Genomic DNA, 19,022 nt, shown 5'->3' on the forward strand with positions numbered 1-19,022 from the left:
CCGTGCGGCAAGGTAAAAATGGAGTTGCCTGATTGGCCTCATGCGCCGGATCTCAGGGCACCTTGCTGACAGCCACATGCTTCAGCAGATCCGTGACCGACGTCTGCAGCGTATCGCCGATCGGCGCCGGGTAGACACCCATCACGATCACGGCAATCGCCAGCACGCCCAGCATCATGAACTCCCGGCCGCTCAGGTCCTGCAACTCGGCCACATGCTTGTTGCCGATGTTGCCGAACACCACCCGCTTGACCAGCCACAGCGAGTAGGCCGCGCCCAAAATCAGGGCGGTACCGGCCAGCACGCCGATCCAGAAGTTGAACTGGACCGATGCCAGGATGACCATGAACTCGCCGATGAAGCCCGAGGTTGCCGGCAGGCCCGCATTGGCCAGCGAGAACAGCACGAAGAAGGCGGCGAAGCGCGGCATGGTATTGACGACGCCGCCATACTCGGCGATTTGCCTCGTGTGCATGCGGTCATACAGCACGCCGATGCACAGGAACATTGCGCCCGACACGAAGCCGTGCGAGATCATTTGCATGATTGCGCCCTGCGCGCCCATGTCGTTGAAGAGGAAGCAGCCCAGCGTGACAAAGCCCATGTGGGCAATCGAGGAATATGCCACCAGCTTCTTCATGTCAGCCTGCACCATCGCCACCAGGCCGATGTAGATAACCGCGATCAGCGACAGCGACATCACCAGCGGCGCCAGGTAATGGCTGGCGTCCGGCGTAACAGGCAGCGAGAAGCGCAGGAAACCGTAGCCGCCGAGCTTCAACATGATGGCAGCCAGCACCACCGAGCCGCCGGTAGGGGCCTCGACGTGGGCATCCGGCAGCCAGGTGTGCACCGGCCACATCGGCACCTTCACGGCGAACGCCATCATGAAGGCGAGGAAGATCGGGATCTGCACCGCCAGCGGCAGCGGCAGCGCGTGCCAGGCCAGGATGTCAAAGCTGTTGCCGGCCTTGAAGTACAGGTAGATGATCGCCACCAGCATCAGCAGCGAGCCGAGAAAGGTGTACAGGAAGAACTTGACCGCGGCGTACATCCGGTTGCTGCCGCCCCAGACGCCGATGATGATGAACATCGGGATCAGCGTGGCTTCGAAGAACACATAGAACAGCAGGCCATCCAGCGCGCAGAACACGCCGATCATTGCGCCCGACAGGATCAGGAAGGCGCCCATGTATTGCGACACCTTCTTCTCGATCACCTGCCAGCCGGCGATCACGACGATGATCGTGATGAAGGCCGTCAGCGGCACGAACCACAGCGAGATGCCGTCGATTCCCAGCGCATAGAAGATGTTGAAGGTCTTGATCCAGGCGGCGCGCTCGACGAACTGCATGCCATGCGCGGCATTGTCGAAACCGGCGACGATCGCCAGCGTCGGCAGGAAGCTGATCACTGCGCCGAGCAGCGCCAGCATGCGCGACGCGCCGGGTTTGTTGTCGTTGCCAACGGCCAGCACCAGCAGGCCAGAAAGAATCGGCAACCAGATCGCCAGACTGAGTAGAGGTAGTGTTGACTGCATCATGTTTGTTTTTCTGGAAGCGCGACGTTATTTCATGTAGTTGGCCAGCAGCAGATAGCCCAGGTACAGCGCTATGCCGAGGATCATCGTGAATGCGTAGTGGTAGATGTAGCCGGTCTGGAAGGCACGGGAAATAACCGAGAACCAGCCCACCACGCGCGCACTGCCATTGACCAGCAGTCCGTCGATCAGGGCGCGGTCGCCGACATTCCACAGGCCGCGGCCGAGGCCGCGGGCGCCGCCGGCGAACACCACTTCATTGATGCGGTCCATGTAGTACTTGTTGTCCAGCAGCGTGTAGACGCCGTGGAACTTGCTGTAGAACCAGGCCGGCACGCGCGGATTGATCATGTAGCAGTAGTAGGCAGTCACGACGCCGGCAAGCGCCAGCCAGAATGGCAGGCTGGTGAAGCCGTGCAGCGCCATGGCCATTGCGCCGTGGAATTCGTGACCCAGCTCTTCCATCGCATGGTGGTTTTCACCGACGAAGATCACGCCCTTGAAGAAGTCGCCGTGCAGCATCGGGCCGATCGCCAGGTAGCCGATGATCACCGACGGAATGGCCAGCAGGATCAGCGGCAGCGTGACCACCAGCGGGGCTTCGACCGGCTTCTCGCCCGGCGCCAGGCCATGGTGCTCCTCGTGGCCGGCCTCTTCCTCGACCTCATGCCCGTGGATGTCGTCCGACGTGTGATGCGCCGCGTGATGGTCGTGATGATCGTCATGGCCATGATGGGCCTTGCCGAAGCGCTCCTCGCCATGGAACACCAGGAAATACATGCGGAAGGAGTAGAACGCGGTGACGAACACGCCGGCCAGCACCGAGAAGTAGGCAAAGCCGGCGCCCGCGATATGGGTTGCCGCCACCGCTTCGATGATGCTGTCCTTGGAATAGAAACCCGAGAAGAACGGCGTGCCGATCAGGGCAAGCGAGCCGAGCAGCGAGGTGATCCAGGTGATGGGCAGGTACTTGCGCAGGCCACCCATGTTACGGATGTCCTGGTCGTGATGCATGCTGATGATGACCGCGCCTGCGGCAAGGAACAGCAGCGCCTTGAAGAAGGCGTGGGTCATCAGGTGGAACACGCCGACCTGGTAGGCGGATGCGCCCAGCGCAACAGTCATGTAACCCAGCTGCGACAGCGTGGAATATGCCACCACGCGCTTGATGTCGTTCTGGATGATGCCCAGGAAACCCATGAACAAGGCAGTGATGGAACCAATCACCAGCACGAAGGACAAGGCGGTGTCCGACAGTTCGAACAGCGGCGACATGCGGGCCACCATGAAAATGCCAGCGGTCACCATGGTGGCGGCGTGGATCAGCGCGGAGATCGGGGTCGGGCCTTCCATCGAATCGGGCAGCCATACATGCAGCGGGAACTGCGCCGACTTGCCCATCGCGCCGATGAACAGGCAGATGCAGGCAACCGTCAGCAGCATCCAGCTCGAACCCGGCATGGTCAGCTGGGCCAGCGCTTCGCGCTTGGCGAACACTTCGGTGTAGTTCATCGAGCCGGCGAACGCCAGCAGCAGGCCAATGCCAAGGATGAAGCCGAAGTCGCCGACGCGGTTGACCAGGAATGCCTTCATGTTGGCGTAGATCGCAGTCGGCTTGGTGTACCAGAAACCGATCAGCAGATACGACACCAGGCCCACCGCTTCCCAGCCGAAGAACAGCTGCAGGAAGTTGTTGCTCATCACGAGCATCAGCATGGAGAAGGTGAACAGCGAAATGTAGGAGAAGAAGCGGTTATAGCCCGGGTCTTCCTTCATGTAGCCGATGGTGTAGATATGCACCATCAGCGATACGAAGGTCACGACGCACATCATCATCGCGGTCAGGCTGTCGACCATGAAGCCGATTTCCAGCTTGATGCCGCCGACCGTCATCCAGTTGTACAGCGTGCCGTTGTAGGTTGCGCCATCCAGCACCGCCAAGAGCGTCTGCACCGAGATGATCAGCGCGATCAGCACGCCGAGGATGGTGACGCTGTGGGAAGCGCCCCGCCCTATCTTGTTGCCGAAGAACTTGGTGCCGAAGAGGCCGGCAATGGCCGATCCCGCGAGCGGCGCCAGAGGTACGGCCAGAAGGAGTTGTGGGTTGAGTTGCCCCGCCATGATGAACCTTATCGTTTATTTGTTATTAGCCCTTGAGTGTGTCCAGATCTTCGACGTTGATGGTGTCGAGATTGCGGAACAGCACAACAAGGATCGCCAGGCCGATCGCGGATTCCGCGGCGGCCACAGTGAGGATGAAGAAAACGAAGATCTGTCCGGCGGCATCGCCGAGATAATGCGAGAACGCGATGAAATTCATGTTCACCGCAAGCAGCATCAGTTCAATCGCCATCAGCAGGATGATGATGTTCTTGCGGTTGAGGAAAATACCGACGACGGAGATCGAAAACAGGATCGCGCCGAGGATCAGGTAATGAGCAAGAGTCAGAGTCACAATGCGGCCCTTATTGTTTTTGCGGGGCGGACGCGGAAGCGGCGTCAGCCTCTGCAGGCGCGGCAACGCGCTCGGTTTCGGATTTCATGCTGACGATGCGCAGACGGTCGGTGCTCTTGACCTTGACCGCGTCGGCCGGATCGAAGTACTTGCTGTCCTTGCGGCGGCGCAAGGTCAGCGCCACGGCGGCAACGATGGCAACCAGCAGGATCACCGCGGCGATTTCGAAGCCGTACACATACTGGGTATAGATCAGCTTGCCGAGTTCGCGGGTGTTGCCGATGTTGGCGGCAGCTTCCGGCACGCGCGGGTCCAGCGTCAGGAAGCCGCGGAACAGCACCGCCGCCATTTCCAGCACGATGATCACGCCTATCGTGGCCGCGAAGGGGAAGTAGCTCCAGAAGCCCTGCCGCAGTTTATCCATGTCGATATCGAGCATCATGACCACGAACAGGAACAGCACCATCACCGCGCCGACATAGACCAGCACCAGGACGATGGCGAGGAATTCCGCTTTCAGCAGCATCCAGATGGCGGCGGCCGAAAAGAAGGACAGCACCAGGTACAGGGCAGCATGCACCGGGTTGCGATCCGTGATGACGCGGGTCGCGGCCACCACAAGGACGGCCGAGAACACGTAGAACAGCGCAGTTTTAAATTCCATAATGGACCACAATGATCGCCCTCGACCGGCCCCGGAAAGGCCGGTTCTGCAGCGAATTAATCAAATCAACGGTAAGAGGCGTCGGCGGCGCGGTTGGCGGCGATGTCTTTTTCGTAACGGTCGCCAATGGCCAGCAGCATTTCCTTGGTGTAGTACAGGTCGCCCCGTTTCTCACCGTGGTACTCCAGCATATTGGTCTCGACGATGGAGTCCACCGGGCAGGACTCTTCGCAGAAACCGCAGAAAATGCACTTGGTCAGGTCGATGTCGTAACGGGTGGTGCGGCGGGTGCCGTCCTCACGCTCGTCGGACTCGATCGAGATGGCCATAGCCGGGCAGACCGCTTCGCACAGCTTGCAGGCGATGCAGCGCTCTTCGCCGTTAGGATAGCGGCGCAGTGCGTGCAGGCCGCGGAAGCGCGGCGACAGCGGCGTCTTCTCTTCCGGGAATTGCACGGTGATCTTGCGAGCAAACATATAGCGGCCGGTCAGGGCCAGGCCCTTGAACAGCTCGCGCAGCATCAGGCTGCCGAAAAAATCCTTGATGGCTTCCATGTCTTATTCAGCCTTTTCCATTAATTCCAGATATTCCAGGGAGACTGGATCCAGATCGCGACGATCAGCAGATATGCCAGCGTCAGCGGGATGAACACTTTCCAGCCCAGGCGCATGATCTGGTCATAGCGATAGCGCGGGAAGGATGCGCGTACCCAGATGAAGATCGATACCACCAGGAAGGTCTTGATGCCCAGCCAGATCCAGCCTGGAATCCAGGTGAACGGCGCCACGCCGAACGGTGCGTCCCAGCCGCCGAGGAACATCAGCGACGCCAGGGCCGAGATCAGGATCATGTTCGCGTATTCCGCGAGGAAGAACATCGCGAACGACATGCCCGAGTATTCCACCATGTGACCGGCGACGATCTCGGACTCGCCTTCGACCACGTCGAACGGGTGGCGATTGGTCTCGGCGATGCCGGAGATGATGTACACGCCGAACATTGGCAGCAGCGGCAGCCAGTTCCAGGAGAGGAAGTTCAGACCGATCGAGGCCATGCGGCCGGTGGTCTGCTGCATCACGATCTCGGTGAAGTTCAGGCTGCCCGACACCATCAGCACGATGACCAGCACGAAGCCCATCGCGATTTCATATGACACCATCTGGGCCGATGCGCGCATCGCGCCAAGGAAAGCGTACTTCGAGTTGGATGCCCAGCCGGCGATAATCACGCCATAGACTTCCATCGAAGTGATGGCCATCACCAGCAGCAGGCCGGCATTGACATTGGCCAGCGCCACTTCCGGACCGAAAGGCACGACGGCCCATGCGGCCAGCGCCGGCATGATGGTCATGATCGGCGCGATGACGAACAGCGCCTTGCTGGCGCGGGCCGGCACGATGATTTCCTTCAGCAGCAGCTTCAGCGCGTCGGCGATCGGCTGCAGCAGGCCTGCGGGGCCAACGCGGTTCGGGCCGATACGCACGTGCATCCAGCCGATCATCTTCCTTTCCCACAGGGTCAGGTAGGCCACGCAACCCATGATGGGCAGCACGATCAGCACGATCTTGACCAGGTTCCAGACCAGGGGCCAGACAGCGCCGAAAATGCCTTGTCCGGTGGTCTGCAGGTTCAGCAGCATTTGATCCATTACGCTTTCTCCACACGGATTTCACCGAACATGCCGCCCAGCATCTGGGTCTCGGCACGCGCGGTTGCGACACGCACCACGTTCTGCGGCAGGCGGGCATCGATGGCCACATTCAGCACGACGCTTGCGCCGCCCTGGCTGACACGCACCGGATCGCCGGCGACGACGGCCAGCTTCTCGGCCAGTGCGGCGGAGATGGCGGCGACAGGCGCCTTTGCATCATTGGTCTGCTGCAGCGGCGGCGAACGGCGCACGATGGCGTCGGTGCTGTAGATCGGCACGGGCGCCAGGCGTTCCAGCGCGTCGCCTGCTATTGCCTTGCCAGCCTGCGGCGCAAGGCTGGCCTTGTTGCTCAGGCGCGGACGCAGGTCGCCCTGGATTTCCTTGGCGTTGGCGTCCAGGCCCAGCACCTGGTTGCGGATCTCTTCCGAAGTCTCGTAATTGAAGCCTTCCAGGTCCAGCAGGTTGCCCAGCACGCGCAGCACCTTCCAGGCCGGACGGGTTTCGCCCAGCGGCTTGACGGTGCCGTTGAAGCTTTGCGCGCGGCCTTCGCAGTTCACGTAAGTGCCGGCGGTCTCGCTGAAGGGCGAGATCGGCAGCAGCACGTCAGCGTAGTCCAGGCCCTGGCGATAGGCCGACATCGACACCACCATCTCGGCCTGGTCGAGCGCGCGACGGGCCAGTTGCGGGTCGTAGCAGTCGAGTTCCGGTTCGGCGTTGAGCAGCAGGTAAGCCTTGCGCGGCGACGACAGCATCTGCTGCGCATTGCCGCCCTTGGCCGGATAGGCCTGCACCAGGTGGCCGCCGACGGTGTTGGCCGCCTCGGTCAGGTAGCCGAAGTGTGCGCCGGTCTGCTCTGCCAGCCATTGCGCTGCCGCATGCAGTTGCGATGCCTGCGGATGGTTCGCGGCGGCATTGCCCAGGAAAATGCCGCGCGGCTCGCCCGACAGCAGGCTGCCTGCGATGAGCTTTGCATTTTCGGAGGGCTCGATATTGTCGAAGCCGGCCGGCAGCGCCACCGTCTTGGCCACCGACACGGCTGCCATGATTTCGGACAGCGCCGACAGCCAGGCCGACGGCGCAACGATCATCTTGGCGGCAACCGGCATCAGCAGGTCGTCGTCGCTGCCATGCAGGATGCCGATCTTGGCGCCGTTCTTGGTGGCGGCACGCAGGCGGGCCGTCAGCAGTGGATGGTCCTTGCGCAGGAAGGAGCCAATCACGAACACGCGCTTGAGTTCGGCAAACTCGGCGATCGACATGCCCAGCCAGGGAGCGACTTCGCCACTGAGCGCAAAGTCAGACTGGCGCAGGCGGAAGTCGACGTTATCGGAACCGATGCCATTGACCAGCTTCTTCAGCAGCGTCAGCTCTTCCAGCGTGGAATTGGGCGTGGCCAGCGCGGCGATCGCATCGGCGCCATGCTCGTGGCGGATGTTGCGCAGGCCATGCGCGACATACTCGAGGGCGGTCTGCCAGTCGGTTTCCATCCATTTGCCGTCCTGCTTGATCATCGGGCGCGTCAGGCGCTCCTCGACATTCAGGCCTTCATAGGAAAAACGGTCGCGGTCCGACAGCCAGCACTCGTTGATTTCTTCGTTTTCCAGCGGCAGCACGCGCTTGACTTCGCCACCCTTGACCTGAACGATCAGGTTGGAACCCAGGCCGTCATGCGGGCTGACCGACTTGCGGCGCGACAGCTCCCAGGTACGGGCGCTGTAGCGGAACGGCTTCGAGGTCAGTGCGCCGACCGGGCACAGATCGATCATGTTGCCCGACAGCTCGGAATCGACGGTCTTGCCGACAAAGGACGTGATCTCCGCATGCTCGCCGCGGTTGAGCATGCCGAACTCCATCACGCCGGCCACTTCCTGGCCGAAGCGCACGCAGCGGGTGCAGTGGATGCAGCGAGCCATCTCGCGCATCGAGATCAGCGGACCGGCATCCTTGGGCACCACGACGCGCTTTTCTTCCGCGTAACGGGAATTGGAGCCGCCATAGCCGACTGCCAGATCCTGCAGCTGGCACTCGCCGCCCTGGTCGCAGATCGGGCAATCCAGCGGGTGATTGATCAGCAAAAATTCCATCACGCCCTTCTGGGCCTTGACCGCCTTTTCGCTGTGCGAGCGCACTATCATGCCGTTGGTGACGGGCGTGGCGCAGGCCGGCAGCGGCTTGGGCGCCTTCTCGACTTCCACCAGGCACATGCGGCAGTTCGCCGCGATGGACAACTTCTTGTGATAGCAAAAATGCGGAATGTAAGTGCCGATCTTGTTGGCAGCTTCCATCACCATGCTGCCTTCCTGCACTTCCACCTTCTTGCCGTCTATTTCGATTTCAACCATGGTTATCTTTTTCCCGTAGCGTGCGTTTCGCGCACCGGAGCCTTGCGGCCTGTTCCTGATTTACAGATAGGCCGGAACCAGGCACTGCTTGTGCTCAATGTGATATTCGAACTCTTCCCGGAAATTCTTGATCATTGCCCGGACCGGCATTGCGGCGGCATCGCCCAGCGCGCAGATGGTGCGGCCCTGGATGTTGTCGGCCACCGAGTTGAGCATGTCGATGTCTTCCGGACGACCCTGGCCATGCTCGATCCGGTGCACCATGCGGTAGAGCCAGCCGGTGCCTTCGCGACACGGCGTGCATTGGCCGCAGGATTCCTCGTAATAGAAGTAGGACAGGCGCAGCAGCGAGCGCACCATGCAGCGGGTTTCATCCATCACGATGACCGCGCCCGAGCCCAGCATCGAGCCGGCCTTGGCGATCGAGTCGTAGTCCATGTCGGTGGCCATCATCACGTCGCCGGTCAGCACCGGCATCGACGATCCGCCCGGAATGACGGCCTTGATCTTCTTGCCGTCGCGCATGCCGCCGGCCAGCTCCAGCAGGGTCGCGAACGGCGTGCCCAGCGGGACTTCATAGTTGCCCGGACGGGCGATGTCGCCCGACATCGAAAAGATCTTGGTGCCGCCGTTGTTGGGCTTGCCCAGCGCGGCATAGGCTTCGCCGCCCATCTTCATCACGAAAGGCACCGCGGCAAAGGTCTCGGTGTTGTTGATGGTGGTCGGCTTGCCGTACAGGCCGAAGCTGGCCGGGAACGGCGGCTTGAAGCGCGGCTGGCCCTTCTTGCCCTCGAGCGACTCCAGCAGCGCGGTTTCCTCGCCGCAGATGTAGGCGCCGTAGCCGTGGAAGGCGTGCAGCTGGAAGTTGAACTGGCTGCCCATGATGCCATCGCCCAGGAAGCCTTCGGCGCGCGCTTCTTCAATTGCTTCCTCGAAGCGCTCGTAGTCGGCCCAGATCTCGCCGTGGATGTAGTTGTAGCCCACGGTGATGCCCATCGCATAGGCGCCGATGGCCATGCCTTCGATCAGCGCATGCGGGTTGTAGCGAATGATGTCGCGGTCCTTGAAGGTGCCCGGCTCGCCTTCGTCGGTGTTGCAGACCAGGTATTTCTGGCCCGGGAACTGACGCGGCATGAAGCTCCACTTAAGCCCGGTCGGAAAGCCGGCGCCGCCGCGTCCACGCAGCGAGGAAGCCTTCAGCTCGGCGATCACCTGCTCGGGCGTGATGCCTTCGGTCAGGATGCGACGCAGCGACTCGTAGCCGCCACGCTTGACGTAATCCTTCAGGTGCCAGTTGGAGCCATCCAGGCCCGCCAGGATCAGCGGCTTGATATGACGGTTATGCAGGCTGGTCATTTCTTCAGTTCCTCCAGCAGCGCATCGATCTTTTCATCCGACATCAGGCTGCACATGCGCTTGTTGTTCACCAGCAGGACCGGTGCGTCGCCACAGGCGCCCATGCACTCGCCTTCCATCAGCGTGAAATTGCCGTCTTCGGTCGTTTCACGGTAGTCGATGCCCAGCTTTTGCTTGAGATAGTGCGCCGCCTTTTCACCGCCGGACAGCGCGCACGGCAGGTTGGTGCAGATCGTGATCTTGCTTTTGCCAACCGGGTTGAGGTTGTACATCATGTAGAAGGTCGCGACTTCCTGCACGGCGATCGGCGCCATGTCGAGATAGGCGGCCACGGCTTCCATGACTTCGGGCGACAGCCAGCCGGCCTCGTCCTGCGCAATCGCCAGCGCGGCCATGACCGCGGACTGTTTCTGGTCAGCCGGAAACTTGGCGATCTCGCGATCCATCTTTTTATACGCTTGCTCTGATAACACCATTGTGTTTGCCTCGAATATCGATGCGCCTCGCATGAGGCGCACGACCTTATCTGTCAATCTCGCCGAAAACGATGTCCTGGGTGCCGATGATGGTGACCGCGTCCGCGATCATATGGCCCTTGGCCATTTCATTGAGGCCCTGCAGGTGCGGGAAGCCTGGCGCGCGGATCTTCAGGCGATACGGCTTGTTGGCGCCGTCGGAAATCATGTAGATGCCGAACTCGCCCTTCGGGTGCTCAACCGCCGCATAGGCCTCGCCGGCAGGCACATGGAAGCCTTCCGTGAACAGCTTGAAGTGATGAATCAGCTCTTCCATGTTGGACTTCATGTCCACGCGCGGCGGCGGCGCCACCTTGTGGTTATCCACCATCACCGGGCCGGGATTATTGCGCAGCCATTCGATGCATTGCTTGATGATGCGGTTGGACTGGCGCATCTCTTCCACGCGCACCAGGTAGCGATCGTAGCAGTCGCCATTGGTGCCCAGAGGGATATCGAAGTCCAGCAGGTCGTACACCTCGTAAGGCTGCTTGCGGCGCAGGTCCCACTCGATGCCCGAGCCGCGCAGCATCGGGCCAGTGAAGCCCATGGCCTTGGCGCGTTCCGGCGAGACCACGCCGATGCCGACCAGACGCTGCTTCCAGATCCGGTTGTCGGTCAGCAGGGTTTCGTATTCATCCACATAACCCGGGAAGCGGTTGGTGAAGTCCTCGATGAAGTCGAGCAGCGAACCCTGGCGGTTTTCATTGAGCTGGCGGATCGCCTTCTCATTGCGCAGCACCGATGCTGCGTACTTCGGCATGGCGTCCGGCAGGTCGCGATAGACGCCGCCCGGACGGTAGTAGGCCGCATGCATGCGCGCGCCAGACACCGCTTCGTAGCAGTCCATCAGGTCCTCGCGCTCGCGGAAGGCGTACAGGAACACGCCCATTGCGCCGACGTCGAGCGCATGCGCGCCTAGCCACAGCAGGTGGTTGAGCAGGCGAGTGATTTCATCGAACATCACGCGGATGTACTGGGCGCGCAGCGGCACCTCGATGCCCAGCATCTTCTCGATGGCCATCACATAGGCGTGCTCGTTGCACATCATCGACACGTAATCGAGGCGATCCATGTACGGCACCGACTGCAGGTAGGTCTTTTGCTCCGCCAGTTTTTCGGTGGCGCGATGCAGCAGGCCGATATGCGGGTCTGCGCGCTGGATGACTTCGCCGTCCAGCTCCAGCACCAGGCGCAGCACGCCGTGCGCGGCCGGGTGCTGCGGACCGAAGTTCAGGGTGTAGTTCTTGATTTCAGCCATGATTATTTGATCCCGTAATTTTCCTCGCGGATGACGCGCGGCACATTTTCACGCGGCTCAATCGTCACCGGCTGATAAATCACGCGCTTCTGCTCGGGGTCGTAGCGCATTTCGACATAGCCCGTCACAGGGAAGTCCTTGCGGAACGGATGACCGATGAAGCCGTAGTCGGTCAGGATGCGGCGCAGGTCGTTGTGACCGTCGAACAAAATGCCATAGAAGTCGAATGCCTCACGCTCATACCAGTTGGCGGTCGACCAGACGTCCACCAGCGACGCCACCAGCGGCATATCGTCGTCGGGCGCGAATACGCGCACGCGCAGACGCCAGTTATGCGTCAGCGACAGCAGATGACTCACCACAGCAAAGCGCGGACCGTCATAGGCGCCGTCGCCATATGCCGAATAGTCGACGCCGCACAGGTCGATCAGCTCTTCAAAGCGCAGTTCGGAGTGGTCGCGCAGCACGCGCATCACGGACAGGTAATTGGCTGCCTTGACCACGATGGTGACTTCGCCAAGCGCCACGGTCAGGTCATGCAGGTTGTCGCCGAGCGCGTTGCGCAGCCCGGCTTCGAGCGTTTCTAGTTTGGTCGTCATATAAGCGTCTGGGCGCCGTTAGCGGGCGATGGTATTGGTGCGCTTGATCTTGTTCTGCAGCTGCATGATGCCGTACAGCAGCGCTTCCGCTGTCGGCGGGCAGCCGGGCACGTAGATATCGACCGGCACGATGCGGTCGCAACCGCGCACGACCGAATACGAATAGTGATAGTAGCCGCCGCCGTTGGCGCAGGAACCCATCGAGATAACCCAGCGCGGCTCGGCCATCTGGTCGTACACCTTGCGCAGTGCCGGCGCCATCTTGTTGCACAGCGTGCCGGCCACGATCATCACGTCGGACTGACGCGGCGACGGGCGAAACACCACGCCGAAACGGTCGAGATCGTAGCGGGATGCACCGGCATGCATCATTTCGACTGCGCAGCAGGCCAGACCGAAGGTCATTGGCCACATGGACCCGGTACGGGTCCAGTTGATCAGCTTGTCAGCCGTAGTGGTGACAAAGCCTTCATTCATTACACCTTCAATAGACATGGCTTATTCCCAATCCAGAGCGCCCTTCTTCCAGATGTACCAGAAGCCGACCAGGAATTCGACGATAAACACGAGCATCGTGACGAATCCGGCCCAGCCCAGGTCGCGCATGGCTACGCCCCACGGGAAGAAGAAAGCAGTTTCCAGGTCAAACAGGATGAATAAAATTGCAACCAGGTAGTAGCGCACGTCGAACTTCATGCGCGCATCTTCGAACGCCTCAAAGCCGCATTCGTAAGGAGAGTTCTTCTGCACATCGGGCCGGTGCGGACCCAGCAGGCGGCCCAGCACCTGGGGCGCGACGCCAACGCCGATGCCGACGAGAATAAACAGGAGTACGGGGAAGTAGTTTTCGAGGTTCACGATGGGTCGCCGTATGATGAAAGTCCAGCCTAGAATGCCCCAGCCGCCATGAAGAGCATGCGAACTAAACAACATTCTCGAGAAAAAGCCAGCTTGGGATGCCCCGAGCTGGCTTTATTATTGTGGTGCCGACGGCGAGACTCGAACTCGCACAGCTTTCGCCACTACCCCCTCAAGATAGCGTGTCTACCAATTTCACCACGTCGGCAAGCCCTGCATTTTAACCTGTCCGAACTCTTTATTCAATGCACAGTTGCGCATCGGACAAGCATAAAAGTAAAACTATTTTGGAATCTGGCCGGATTGGCCTTCACCCTGCGCAGGGGCAGCCGGCGCTGGTGCGGGAGCAGCGGGCGCGGCAGCTGGCGCCGTAGTGGCAGGCAGATTGTCCATCACGCCGCCGGTCACCGAAGCAGGCCGGTTACCGATGAAAGCCAGCGCCAGCGTCGCGCCGAAGAAGATCGCCGCAGCCAGGCCGGTCGACTTGGACAGGAAATTCGACGAGCCGGTGGCACCGAACAGGCTGCCCGAGGCGCCTGAGCCAAATGCAGCGCCCATGTCGGCGCCCTTTCCATGCTGCAGCAGAACCAGTCCAATGATCGTCAGGGCCGACAGCACCTGGATCACGACGATGACGGTAAATAGGGTATTCATTGCAAATTCCAGTACAAGATAAATAAAGCGTTAAGCCGCGGCGCGCACGATTGCCAGAAAGTCAGCAGCCTTCAACGCGGCGCCGCCAATCAGGCCGCCGTCGATGTCGGCCATCGCAAGCAGTTCGGCGGCATTGTCGGGCTTCATGCTCCCGCCATAAAGGATCTGGATGCCCAATGCGGCCTGCGCATCGCGTGCCGCGATCCGGCCACGCAGAAAGGCGTGCACATCCTGGGCCATCTGCGGCGTCGCGGTTTTACCGGTACCTATCGCCCAAACCGGCTCATAAGCCACGACCAGTTTTTCAAGGTCGTTACCGGCAAGCTGCGCAAGCACCGCCTCGAGTTGCCGCTGCACTACCTGTTCGGTCTGCCCGGCGTCCCGCTCGGCCAGGGTTTCGCCGACACACACGATGGGAATCAGGCCAGCCGCGATCGCACGCGCCGCCTTGCGACCGACTGCCTCATCGCTTTCGCCATGATAGGCACGACGCTCGGAATGGCCGACGATGACATAAGCACAGTCGAAATCCCTAAGCATGGCCGCCGAGATTTCGCCCGTGTATGCGCCGGCATCATGAGCGGAAACGTCCTGCGCTCCCCATGCGACCGGCGTGCCGGCGAGCAGTTGCTGGCACTGTGCCAGGTAAGGCGCAGGCGCGCAGACCGCGACCTGGCATGCAGGCTGCGCGAGTTCGGACTTGACTGCAGAGAGCAAGGCGGCATTCGATGCCAGGCCGCCATTCATCTTCCAGTTTCCGGTGATCAGTTTGCGACGCATAGAATTTTGGATTTTTGAGAACCCATCATTCTAGCCTGAGGGCGTACACCGGTCAAACAAGGCGGTCCATCTGAATTACAGCGCCCAGGTAAACGCCACGCCTATGCAGTCTTCTTGTCCGAGCGCTGCTGCTGTGACACTGCCTGAAGTTCTTGCCATTGGACAGACATCTTCGCAGCCCGGACGCTCGTCTGGCGCGGTGCAACCGCATTCCTGGAATTTACTACGTTCTGGCGGACACCGCCGGGCTTGGCATCGATGTCAGCCGGCTTATTTGCCGGGTTATCCTTGCCGGCTTTCGATTGGGCGCCCGGCTCTGCATGTCCGACATTGATAGCATTAATTGGTAAGGGCGAAGTCGCAGCTGCTAGCGATATCGGCGGCGTGGTTATGTGGCGTTTGGTCTCCTTATCCGGCTGTTTTGGAGAAGAAATCAGACTCGGTTGAATAGCCTTGTAACCGACTAGCATGGTTTTTGAAACTGGTGCACTTACCGGCGACCGCAAAACGCGTGCCGGAGGAAGGTATCCGCTTTGTTTCCGGCTGATGAAATTATGCCTTGCATAACCCCGGTCTGCCTTTTTCAAAACAAGGTCCATCGTATCTTCAAATCTGTCAGCGATATAGTCAGCCATTCTGCCGTAGGGCCGATTTCCCGGAGAAATTGGCTTGCTCTGATTAGCCATTTCCTGCATCGTGGACAACGGTCTCGCCGCCTGTCTGAAGAAGTAATGAGCCCGGTGCAGTTCAACCTCCCACCTTTTTAGTGAATAAGAAGATGAGAGAATGCCTTTTAACCGTGCTGCGCAGAGTTTGAACATCCCTATCATTTCGGTACTGTATTGATCCGATTCACTCAGTTTGTGTACGAGTTCGTTCACGGCCTCACAAATCACCTTGATCTCGCGGGCAAATTCAGTAGTTGCATCGCTTGACTCGTCGAAAATACCGATCCTTTTCTCCCCTTCGCTTCTCTTCAGGATGGAAGCATTAGGCGGAAGGACGTTTTTGATGGATTTACTTCTGTCGTTATCACGTGTGAGAGTCCGGGGCAACAGTTCATGTGCGTCCGCAATACCGGCAGAGAGAATCTCCAATGGCGACACCAGTTTTTGGGCCCAGACTTCTGCATAGGATCGTCCATCTTCAAGTTCGACGCCAAGATCCAGAACCTCTACCGCGGCAAGACGAACAAACGCTCTCGAGCGTTTGCAATCGACTTTTAAATATTCGACCGCAAGGTAGAGTTCGCTCCAGATTGCGTTAAGTTTCTTTTCCAATTTCTCAACAGCCTTGTCATCAGCTGAGACAGATGTCTTCCGATTGATTTTGTTAAGCAGAATTTCTATGAAGCGACATAGATCAAGCAGCGAATGAGCGGCTGCAACGAGCTTTTTTCCGGCAGGATCTTTTCCGTTTTTCCTATTAAGGCTGCGCTGTTCCTGAAGCAGCCATGCCGGACTCTGAAGAATCCTTATATTGGCGTGATAAGGCCCAAGTAAAACTTTCAGATTTACAGGCGGACAGGGGTTGACGACGGTGCGTAATGTCGGCTTCGAGACGTCCGTATTTGCTGGCGCCGAATCGGAAGGAGGAGAAATTTCAGTCGCAAGGCGAGACCCGGGACTGGGCTGCCGAATGATCAGCGGGGTAAATCGAACCGACATGTTGGCTCTAATGAGCGATTCAAACGGTCTTGTGCCTGGGGCCTTTTCCGCCATGGATTGTTCGCGCCAAGGCAGCCCGCTTCAGCCGCCTTGACGCTGTCGAAAAGTGAATGGGGCTGATTCGTAACCCGAACTTCGTGCCGGTTCGTCGCCACCGCCACGAACGGCTGCAAGCCCCTTAAATCACCTCAAGCACAATCTTCCCCACATGCGTGCTCGACTCCATCAGCGTATGCGCCTGGGCCGCTTCCGCCAGCGGGAAAGTCTTGTAGATCACAGGCTTGATCTTGCCTGACTCCAGCAGCGGCCAGACGTTCTGCCTGAGCTTTGCCGCGATGGCAGCCTTGAATGCGACCGGACGCGGACGCAGGGTCGAGCCGGTGATGGTGAGGCGACGGCGCAGCACGTCGCCGAGGCTGACATTGGCTTTTGCGCCGCCGAGCAGCGCAATGATGACGATGCGGCCGTCGTCAGCCAGGCAGCTCACTTCGCGTGGCAGGTAGTCACCGGCCACCATGTCCAGCACCACGTCCACGCCCTTGCCGCCGGTTGCGGCCTTGACGACTTCCACGAAGTCCTCGCTGCGGTAATTGATGCCGCGCTCGGCGCCCAGTTCTTCGCAGGCGCGGCACTTGTCGTCCGACCCAGCGGTGGCGAACACCCTGTGGCCCAGCGCGGTCGCCAGCTGGATCGCAGTCACGCCAATGCCGGACGTGCCGCCCTGCACCAGCAGGGTTTCGCCTTCGCTCAGGTTGCCGCGATCAAACACATTGCTCCAGACAGTGAAGAAGGTCTCCGGCAGCGAAGCCGCCTCGACCGCGGACATGCCCTTGGGCACCGGAAGGCACTGCTCCACCGGTGCGGCGCAGTACTCGGCATAGCCGCCGCCCTGCACCAGCGCGCAAACCATGTCGCCCTTGGAGAAACCGCTATTGCCAAGGTCGCCATCGACGATCTCGCCGGCCACTTCGAGGCCAGGCAGGTCGGATGCGCCCGGCGGCACCGGGTAGTTGCCGGTGCGCTGAAATACATCGGGACGATTGATGCCGGCGGCATGCACCTTGATGATGACCTCGCCTGGCTTGGCCACAGGCATGGGGCGATCGCATAACTGCAGGACGTCGGGGGCTCCTGGCTGGGTGATTTCTATAGCGCGCATGGAATGTCCATCAAAAAAGTCGGTAAGACCGGGTTGAAAAGGAAACTGATTGTAATGGCAACCGCACAAGAGTGCTGCGGCGGCTGCCTTGATGCTGATGGTCAAGCTTCCTGGCTGGCGCGCCTGCGATGGGCCGCGGCGCCTGCCTCCAGCGCATCGGGCTCATCGTCGGTTCCCACTACCAGCCTGGCATTGCGCTTGAAGGTGAAGTAAGCCCAGGCCCAGTCGGTCAGCACCATCAGGCGGCTGCGAAAGCCGATCAGGAAATAGACGTGCACGAACAGCCAGAACAGCCAGGCCGGGAGGCCGGAAAACTTGATGTTGCCCACCTTGGCGACCGCTGACTTGCGGCCTATGGTGGCAAGCGAGCCATAGTCCTTGTAGCGGAAGGTTTCCGGCGGCTTGCCCCGCATGTGCAGCAGGATGTTGCGGGCAGCGGTTCTTCCCATCTGCTTTGCCGCCGGCGATACGCCCGGCACCGGCTCACCATCGGACTTGGCGGCGGCCAGGTCGCCTATCACGTAGACCTCCGGATGGCCGGCAATGGTCAGGTCCGGGCCAACGGGAACCCGGCCTGCGCGGTCCAGCTCCACGCCCAGCGTCTTGCCGATCGGCGACGCCGCAACGCCGGCTGACCAGATCACCGTCTTCGCATTCAGCCGTTCCTCGCCATTGGCGCTGGTGAAGGTGACGCCATCCCTGTCGATGGCCGTCACGCGGCAGCCGGTGCGCACTTCCACGCCCAGTCGTTCGAGTTGCTTTCTCGCCTTTTCGGACAGGTCCGGCGGATACGGCGGCAATACCCGGTCGCTTCCTTCGATCAGCACGACTCGGGCCTTCCTGGAGTCGATACGGCGATACTCGCCGTTCAGGGTGTACTGCCCTATTTCGGTCATCGTCCCAGCCATTTCCACGCCCGTGGCGCCCGCCCCGACGACGGCGAACGTCAGCCAGGGCGCCCTGGCCTCCTCGTCGAGTTCACGCTCCGCGTGTTCGAAGCTCATCAGGATGCGGCGCCGGATCTCGAATGCATCGCCCAGCGTCTTCAGTCCCGGCGCCACCTCCGCCCATTGGTCATTGCCGAAGTAGCTGTGGGTCGAGCCAGTAGCGACGATCAGGTAGTCATAGGGGATAGTGGCGCCGTCGTTCAACTGCACCATGCGCCGTGACACATCGACCGACGTCACAGAACCCATCAGCGTGGTCAGATTGCGCTGGCGCGCCAGGATATGCCGGATCGGCGCGGCAATGGCCGGGCCGGACAAGCCTGCGGTGGCGACCTGGTACAGCAGAGGCTGAAAAAGATGATGATTGCTGCGATCGATCAGCGTGATTTTTACGTCGGCGCGTGCCAGTCCACGCGCGGCTTCCAGGCCACCGAAACCACAGCCCAGGATAACGATATGTGTCATAGGCGGCATTGCAGACGGCACGGCGACCGGCTGCCAAGTTGCGAAAGAGAAGGCCCGGCGCACCAGGCCACGTAACAAATTCGCAACAACCATAGCATGGAACAAGGAG

General features: G+C 60.5%; 18 protein-coding genes and 1 tRNA gene. All 19 read right to left on the bottom strand.

What is annotated here, in order from left to right; all coding sequences use genetic code 11:
- Positions 1-52: 52 nt before the first annotated feature.
- Positions 53-1,543, bottom strand: coding sequence for an NADH-quinone oxidoreductase subunit M (locus tag ABC383_RS08185; protein ID WP_194714171.1), 1,491 nt, complete (start codon positions 1,541-1,543; stop codon positions 53-55).
- 24 nt (positions 1,544-1,567) lie between these two features.
- The gene (nuoL, locus tag ABC383_RS08190; RefSeq protein ID WP_413013005.1) at positions 1,568-3,661 is read right to left on the bottom strand and encodes an NADH-quinone oxidoreductase subunit L; all 2,094 of its coding nucleotides are present in this window, start codon (positions 3,659-3,661) and stop codon (positions 1,568-1,570) included.
- 25 nt (positions 3,662-3,686) lie between these two features.
- Positions 3,687-3,998, bottom strand: coding sequence for an NADH-quinone oxidoreductase subunit NuoK (gene nuoK / locus ABC383_RS08195; RefSeq protein ID WP_194714231.1), 312 nt, complete (start codon positions 3,996-3,998; stop codon positions 3,687-3,689).
- A 7-nt stretch (positions 3,999-4,005) separates the two neighbouring features.
- Entirely contained in the window at positions 4,006-4,659 is a 654-nt protein-coding gene (locus ABC383_RS08200; protein ID WP_413013007.1) for an NADH-quinone oxidoreductase subunit J, read from the bottom strand.
- A gap of 65 nt (positions 4,660-4,724) precedes the next feature.
- On the bottom strand, positions 4,725-5,213 hold the full coding sequence (gene nuoI / locus ABC383_RS08205; protein WP_413013008.1) for an NADH-quinone oxidoreductase subunit NuoI: 489 nt from the start codon (positions 5,211-5,213) through the stop codon (positions 4,725-4,727).
- Between the two features lie 20 nt (positions 5,214-5,233).
- A complete protein-coding gene (gene nuoH / locus ABC383_RS08210; protein WP_413013010.1) occupies positions 5,234-6,307 on the bottom strand; it encodes an NADH-quinone oxidoreductase subunit NuoH in 1,074 nt (357 codons plus the stop codon).
- On the bottom strand, positions 6,307-8,652 hold the full coding sequence (nuoG, locus tag ABC383_RS08215) for an NADH-quinone oxidoreductase subunit NuoG (RefSeq protein WP_413013012.1): 2,346 nt from the start codon (positions 8,650-8,652) through the stop codon (positions 6,307-6,309). The genes nuoH and nuoG overlap by 1 nt, the downstream gene beginning before the upstream one ends.
- Before the next feature lie 60 nt (positions 8,653-8,712).
- Entirely contained in the window at positions 8,713-10,008 is a 1,296-nt protein-coding gene (gene nuoF / locus ABC383_RS08220) for an NADH-quinone oxidoreductase subunit NuoF (RefSeq protein ID WP_413013013.1), read from the bottom strand.
- Positions 10,005-10,484 carry an NADH-quinone oxidoreductase subunit NuoE gene (gene nuoE / locus ABC383_RS08225; protein ID WP_413013015.1) on the bottom strand — a complete coding sequence of 160 codons (480 nt, stop codon included), beginning with the start codon at positions 10,482-10,484 and terminating at the stop codon, positions 10,005-10,007. Before nuoE ends, nuoF begins: the two co-directional genes overlap by 4 nt.
- Positions 10,485-10,530: 46 nt before the next feature.
- Entirely contained in the window at positions 10,531-11,784 is a 1,254-nt protein-coding gene (locus tag ABC383_RS08230) for an NADH-quinone oxidoreductase subunit D (protein WP_413013017.1), read from the bottom strand.
- Positions 11,785-11,786: 2 nt separating this feature from the next.
- On the bottom strand, positions 11,787-12,383 hold the full coding sequence (locus ABC383_RS08235; protein ID WP_413013019.1) for an NADH-quinone oxidoreductase subunit C: 597 nt from the start codon (positions 12,381-12,383) through the stop codon (positions 11,787-11,789).
- Between the two features lie 18 nt (positions 12,384-12,401).
- Positions 12,402-12,878: a NuoB/complex I 20 kDa subunit family protein gene (locus tag ABC383_RS08240; protein WP_194714161.1), complete on the bottom strand. Its 477-nt coding sequence runs from the start codon at positions 12,876-12,878 to the stop codon at positions 12,402-12,404.
- Between the two features lie 3 nt (positions 12,879-12,881).
- Positions 12,882-13,241 (bottom strand): NADH-quinone oxidoreductase subunit A, encoded by a 360-nt coding sequence (locus tag ABC383_RS08245; protein ID WP_413013021.1) that lies wholly within the window; start codon positions 13,239-13,241, stop codon positions 12,882-12,884.
- Between the two features lie 123 nt (positions 13,242-13,364).
- Positions 13,365-13,449: transfer RNA gene (locus ABC383_RS08250), tRNA-Leu, on the bottom strand.
- A gap of 74 nt (positions 13,450-13,523) precedes the next feature.
- Positions 13,524-13,895 carry a preprotein translocase subunit SecG gene (secG, locus tag ABC383_RS08255; RefSeq protein ID WP_413013023.1) on the bottom strand — a complete coding sequence of 124 codons (372 nt, stop codon included), beginning with the start codon at positions 13,893-13,895 and terminating at the stop codon, positions 13,524-13,526.
- A gap of 30 nt (positions 13,896-13,925) precedes the next feature.
- The gene (gene tpiA / locus ABC383_RS08260; protein ID WP_413013025.1) at positions 13,926-14,675 is read right to left on the bottom strand and encodes a triose-phosphate isomerase; all 750 of its coding nucleotides are present in this window, start codon (positions 14,673-14,675) and stop codon (positions 13,926-13,928) included.
- A 101-nt stretch (positions 14,676-14,776) separates the two neighbouring features.
- Positions 14,777-16,396: a PIN domain-containing protein gene (locus tag ABC383_RS08265; RefSeq protein ID WP_413013027.1), complete on the bottom strand. Its 1,620-nt coding sequence runs from the start codon at positions 16,394-16,396 to the stop codon at positions 14,777-14,779.
- A 124-nt stretch (positions 16,397-16,520) separates the two neighbouring features.
- Complete coding sequence (locus tag ABC383_RS08270) at positions 16,521-17,501, bottom strand: NAD(P)H-quinone oxidoreductase (protein ID WP_413013029.1); 981 nt, start codon at positions 17,499-17,501, stop codon at positions 16,521-16,523.
- Between the two features lie 101 nt (positions 17,502-17,602).
- Positions 17,603-18,913: an NAD(P)/FAD-dependent oxidoreductase gene (locus ABC383_RS08275; protein WP_413013030.1), complete on the bottom strand. Its 1,311-nt coding sequence runs from the start codon at positions 18,911-18,913 to the stop codon at positions 17,603-17,605.
- Positions 18,914-19,022: the final 109 nt, after the last annotated feature.

Source organism: Noviherbaspirillum phoenicis (assembly GCF_047237965.1).
Taxonomy (GTDB): Bacteria; Pseudomonadota; Gammaproteobacteria; order Burkholderiales; family Burkholderiaceae_D; genus Noviherbaspirillum_A.

Coding starts and splice junctions, on each gene's coding strand:
- secG (WP_413013023.1), bottom strand. CDS start 13,895: ATGAATACCCTATTTACCGTCATCGTCGTGATCCAGGTGCTGTCGGCC.
- ABC383_RS08240 (WP_194714161.1), bottom strand. CDS start 12,878: ATGTCTATTGAAGGTGTAATGAATGAAGGCTTTGTCACCACTACGGCT.
- nuoL (WP_413013005.1), bottom strand. CDS start 3,661: ATGGCGGGGCAACTCAACCCACAACTCCTTCTGGCCGTACCTCTGGCG.
- ABC383_RS08265 (WP_413013027.1), bottom strand. CDS start 16,396: ATGGCGGAAAAGGCCCCAGGCACAAGACCGTTTGAATCGCTCATTAGA.
- ABC383_RS08235 (WP_413013019.1), bottom strand. CDS start 12,383: ATGACGACCAAACTAGAAACGCTCGAAGCCGGGCTGCGCAACGCGCTC.
- ABC383_RS08230 (WP_413013017.1), bottom strand. CDS start 11,784: ATGGCTGAAATCAAGAACTACACCCTGAACTTCGGTCCGCAGCACCCG.
- tpiA (WP_413013025.1), bottom strand. CDS start 14,675: ATGCGTCGCAAACTGATCACCGGAAACTGGAAGATGAATGGCGGCCTG.
- nuoF (WP_413013013.1), bottom strand. CDS start 10,008: ATGACCAGCCTGCATAACCGTCATATCAAGCCGCTGATCCTGGCGGGC.
- nuoG (WP_413013012.1), bottom strand. CDS start 8,652: ATGGTTGAAATCGAAATAGACGGCAAGAAGGTGGAAGTGCAGGAAGGC.
- nuoI (WP_413013008.1), bottom strand. CDS start 5,213: ATGGAAGCCATCAAGGATTTTTTCGGCAGCCTGATGCTGCGCGAGCTG.
- ABC383_RS08200 (WP_413013007.1), bottom strand. CDS start 4,659: ATGGAATTTAAAACTGCGCTGTTCTACGTGTTCTCGGCCGTCCTTGTG.
- ABC383_RS08270 (WP_413013029.1), bottom strand. CDS start 17,501: ATGCGCGCTATAGAAATCACCCAGCCAGGAGCCCCCGACGTCCTGCAG.
- ABC383_RS08275 (WP_413013030.1), bottom strand. CDS start 18,913: ATGACACATATCGTTATCCTGGGCTGTGGTTTCGGTGGCCTGGAAGCC.
- nuoH (WP_413013010.1), bottom strand. CDS start 6,307: ATGGATCAAATGCTGCTGAACCTGCAGACCACCGGACAAGGCATTTTC.
- nuoE (WP_413013015.1), bottom strand. CDS start 10,484: ATGGTGTTATCAGAGCAAGCGTATAAAAAGATGGATCGCGAGATCGCC.
- ABC383_RS08185 (WP_194714171.1), bottom strand. CDS start 1,543: ATGATGCAGTCAACACTACCTCTACTCAGTCTGGCGATCTGGTTGCCG.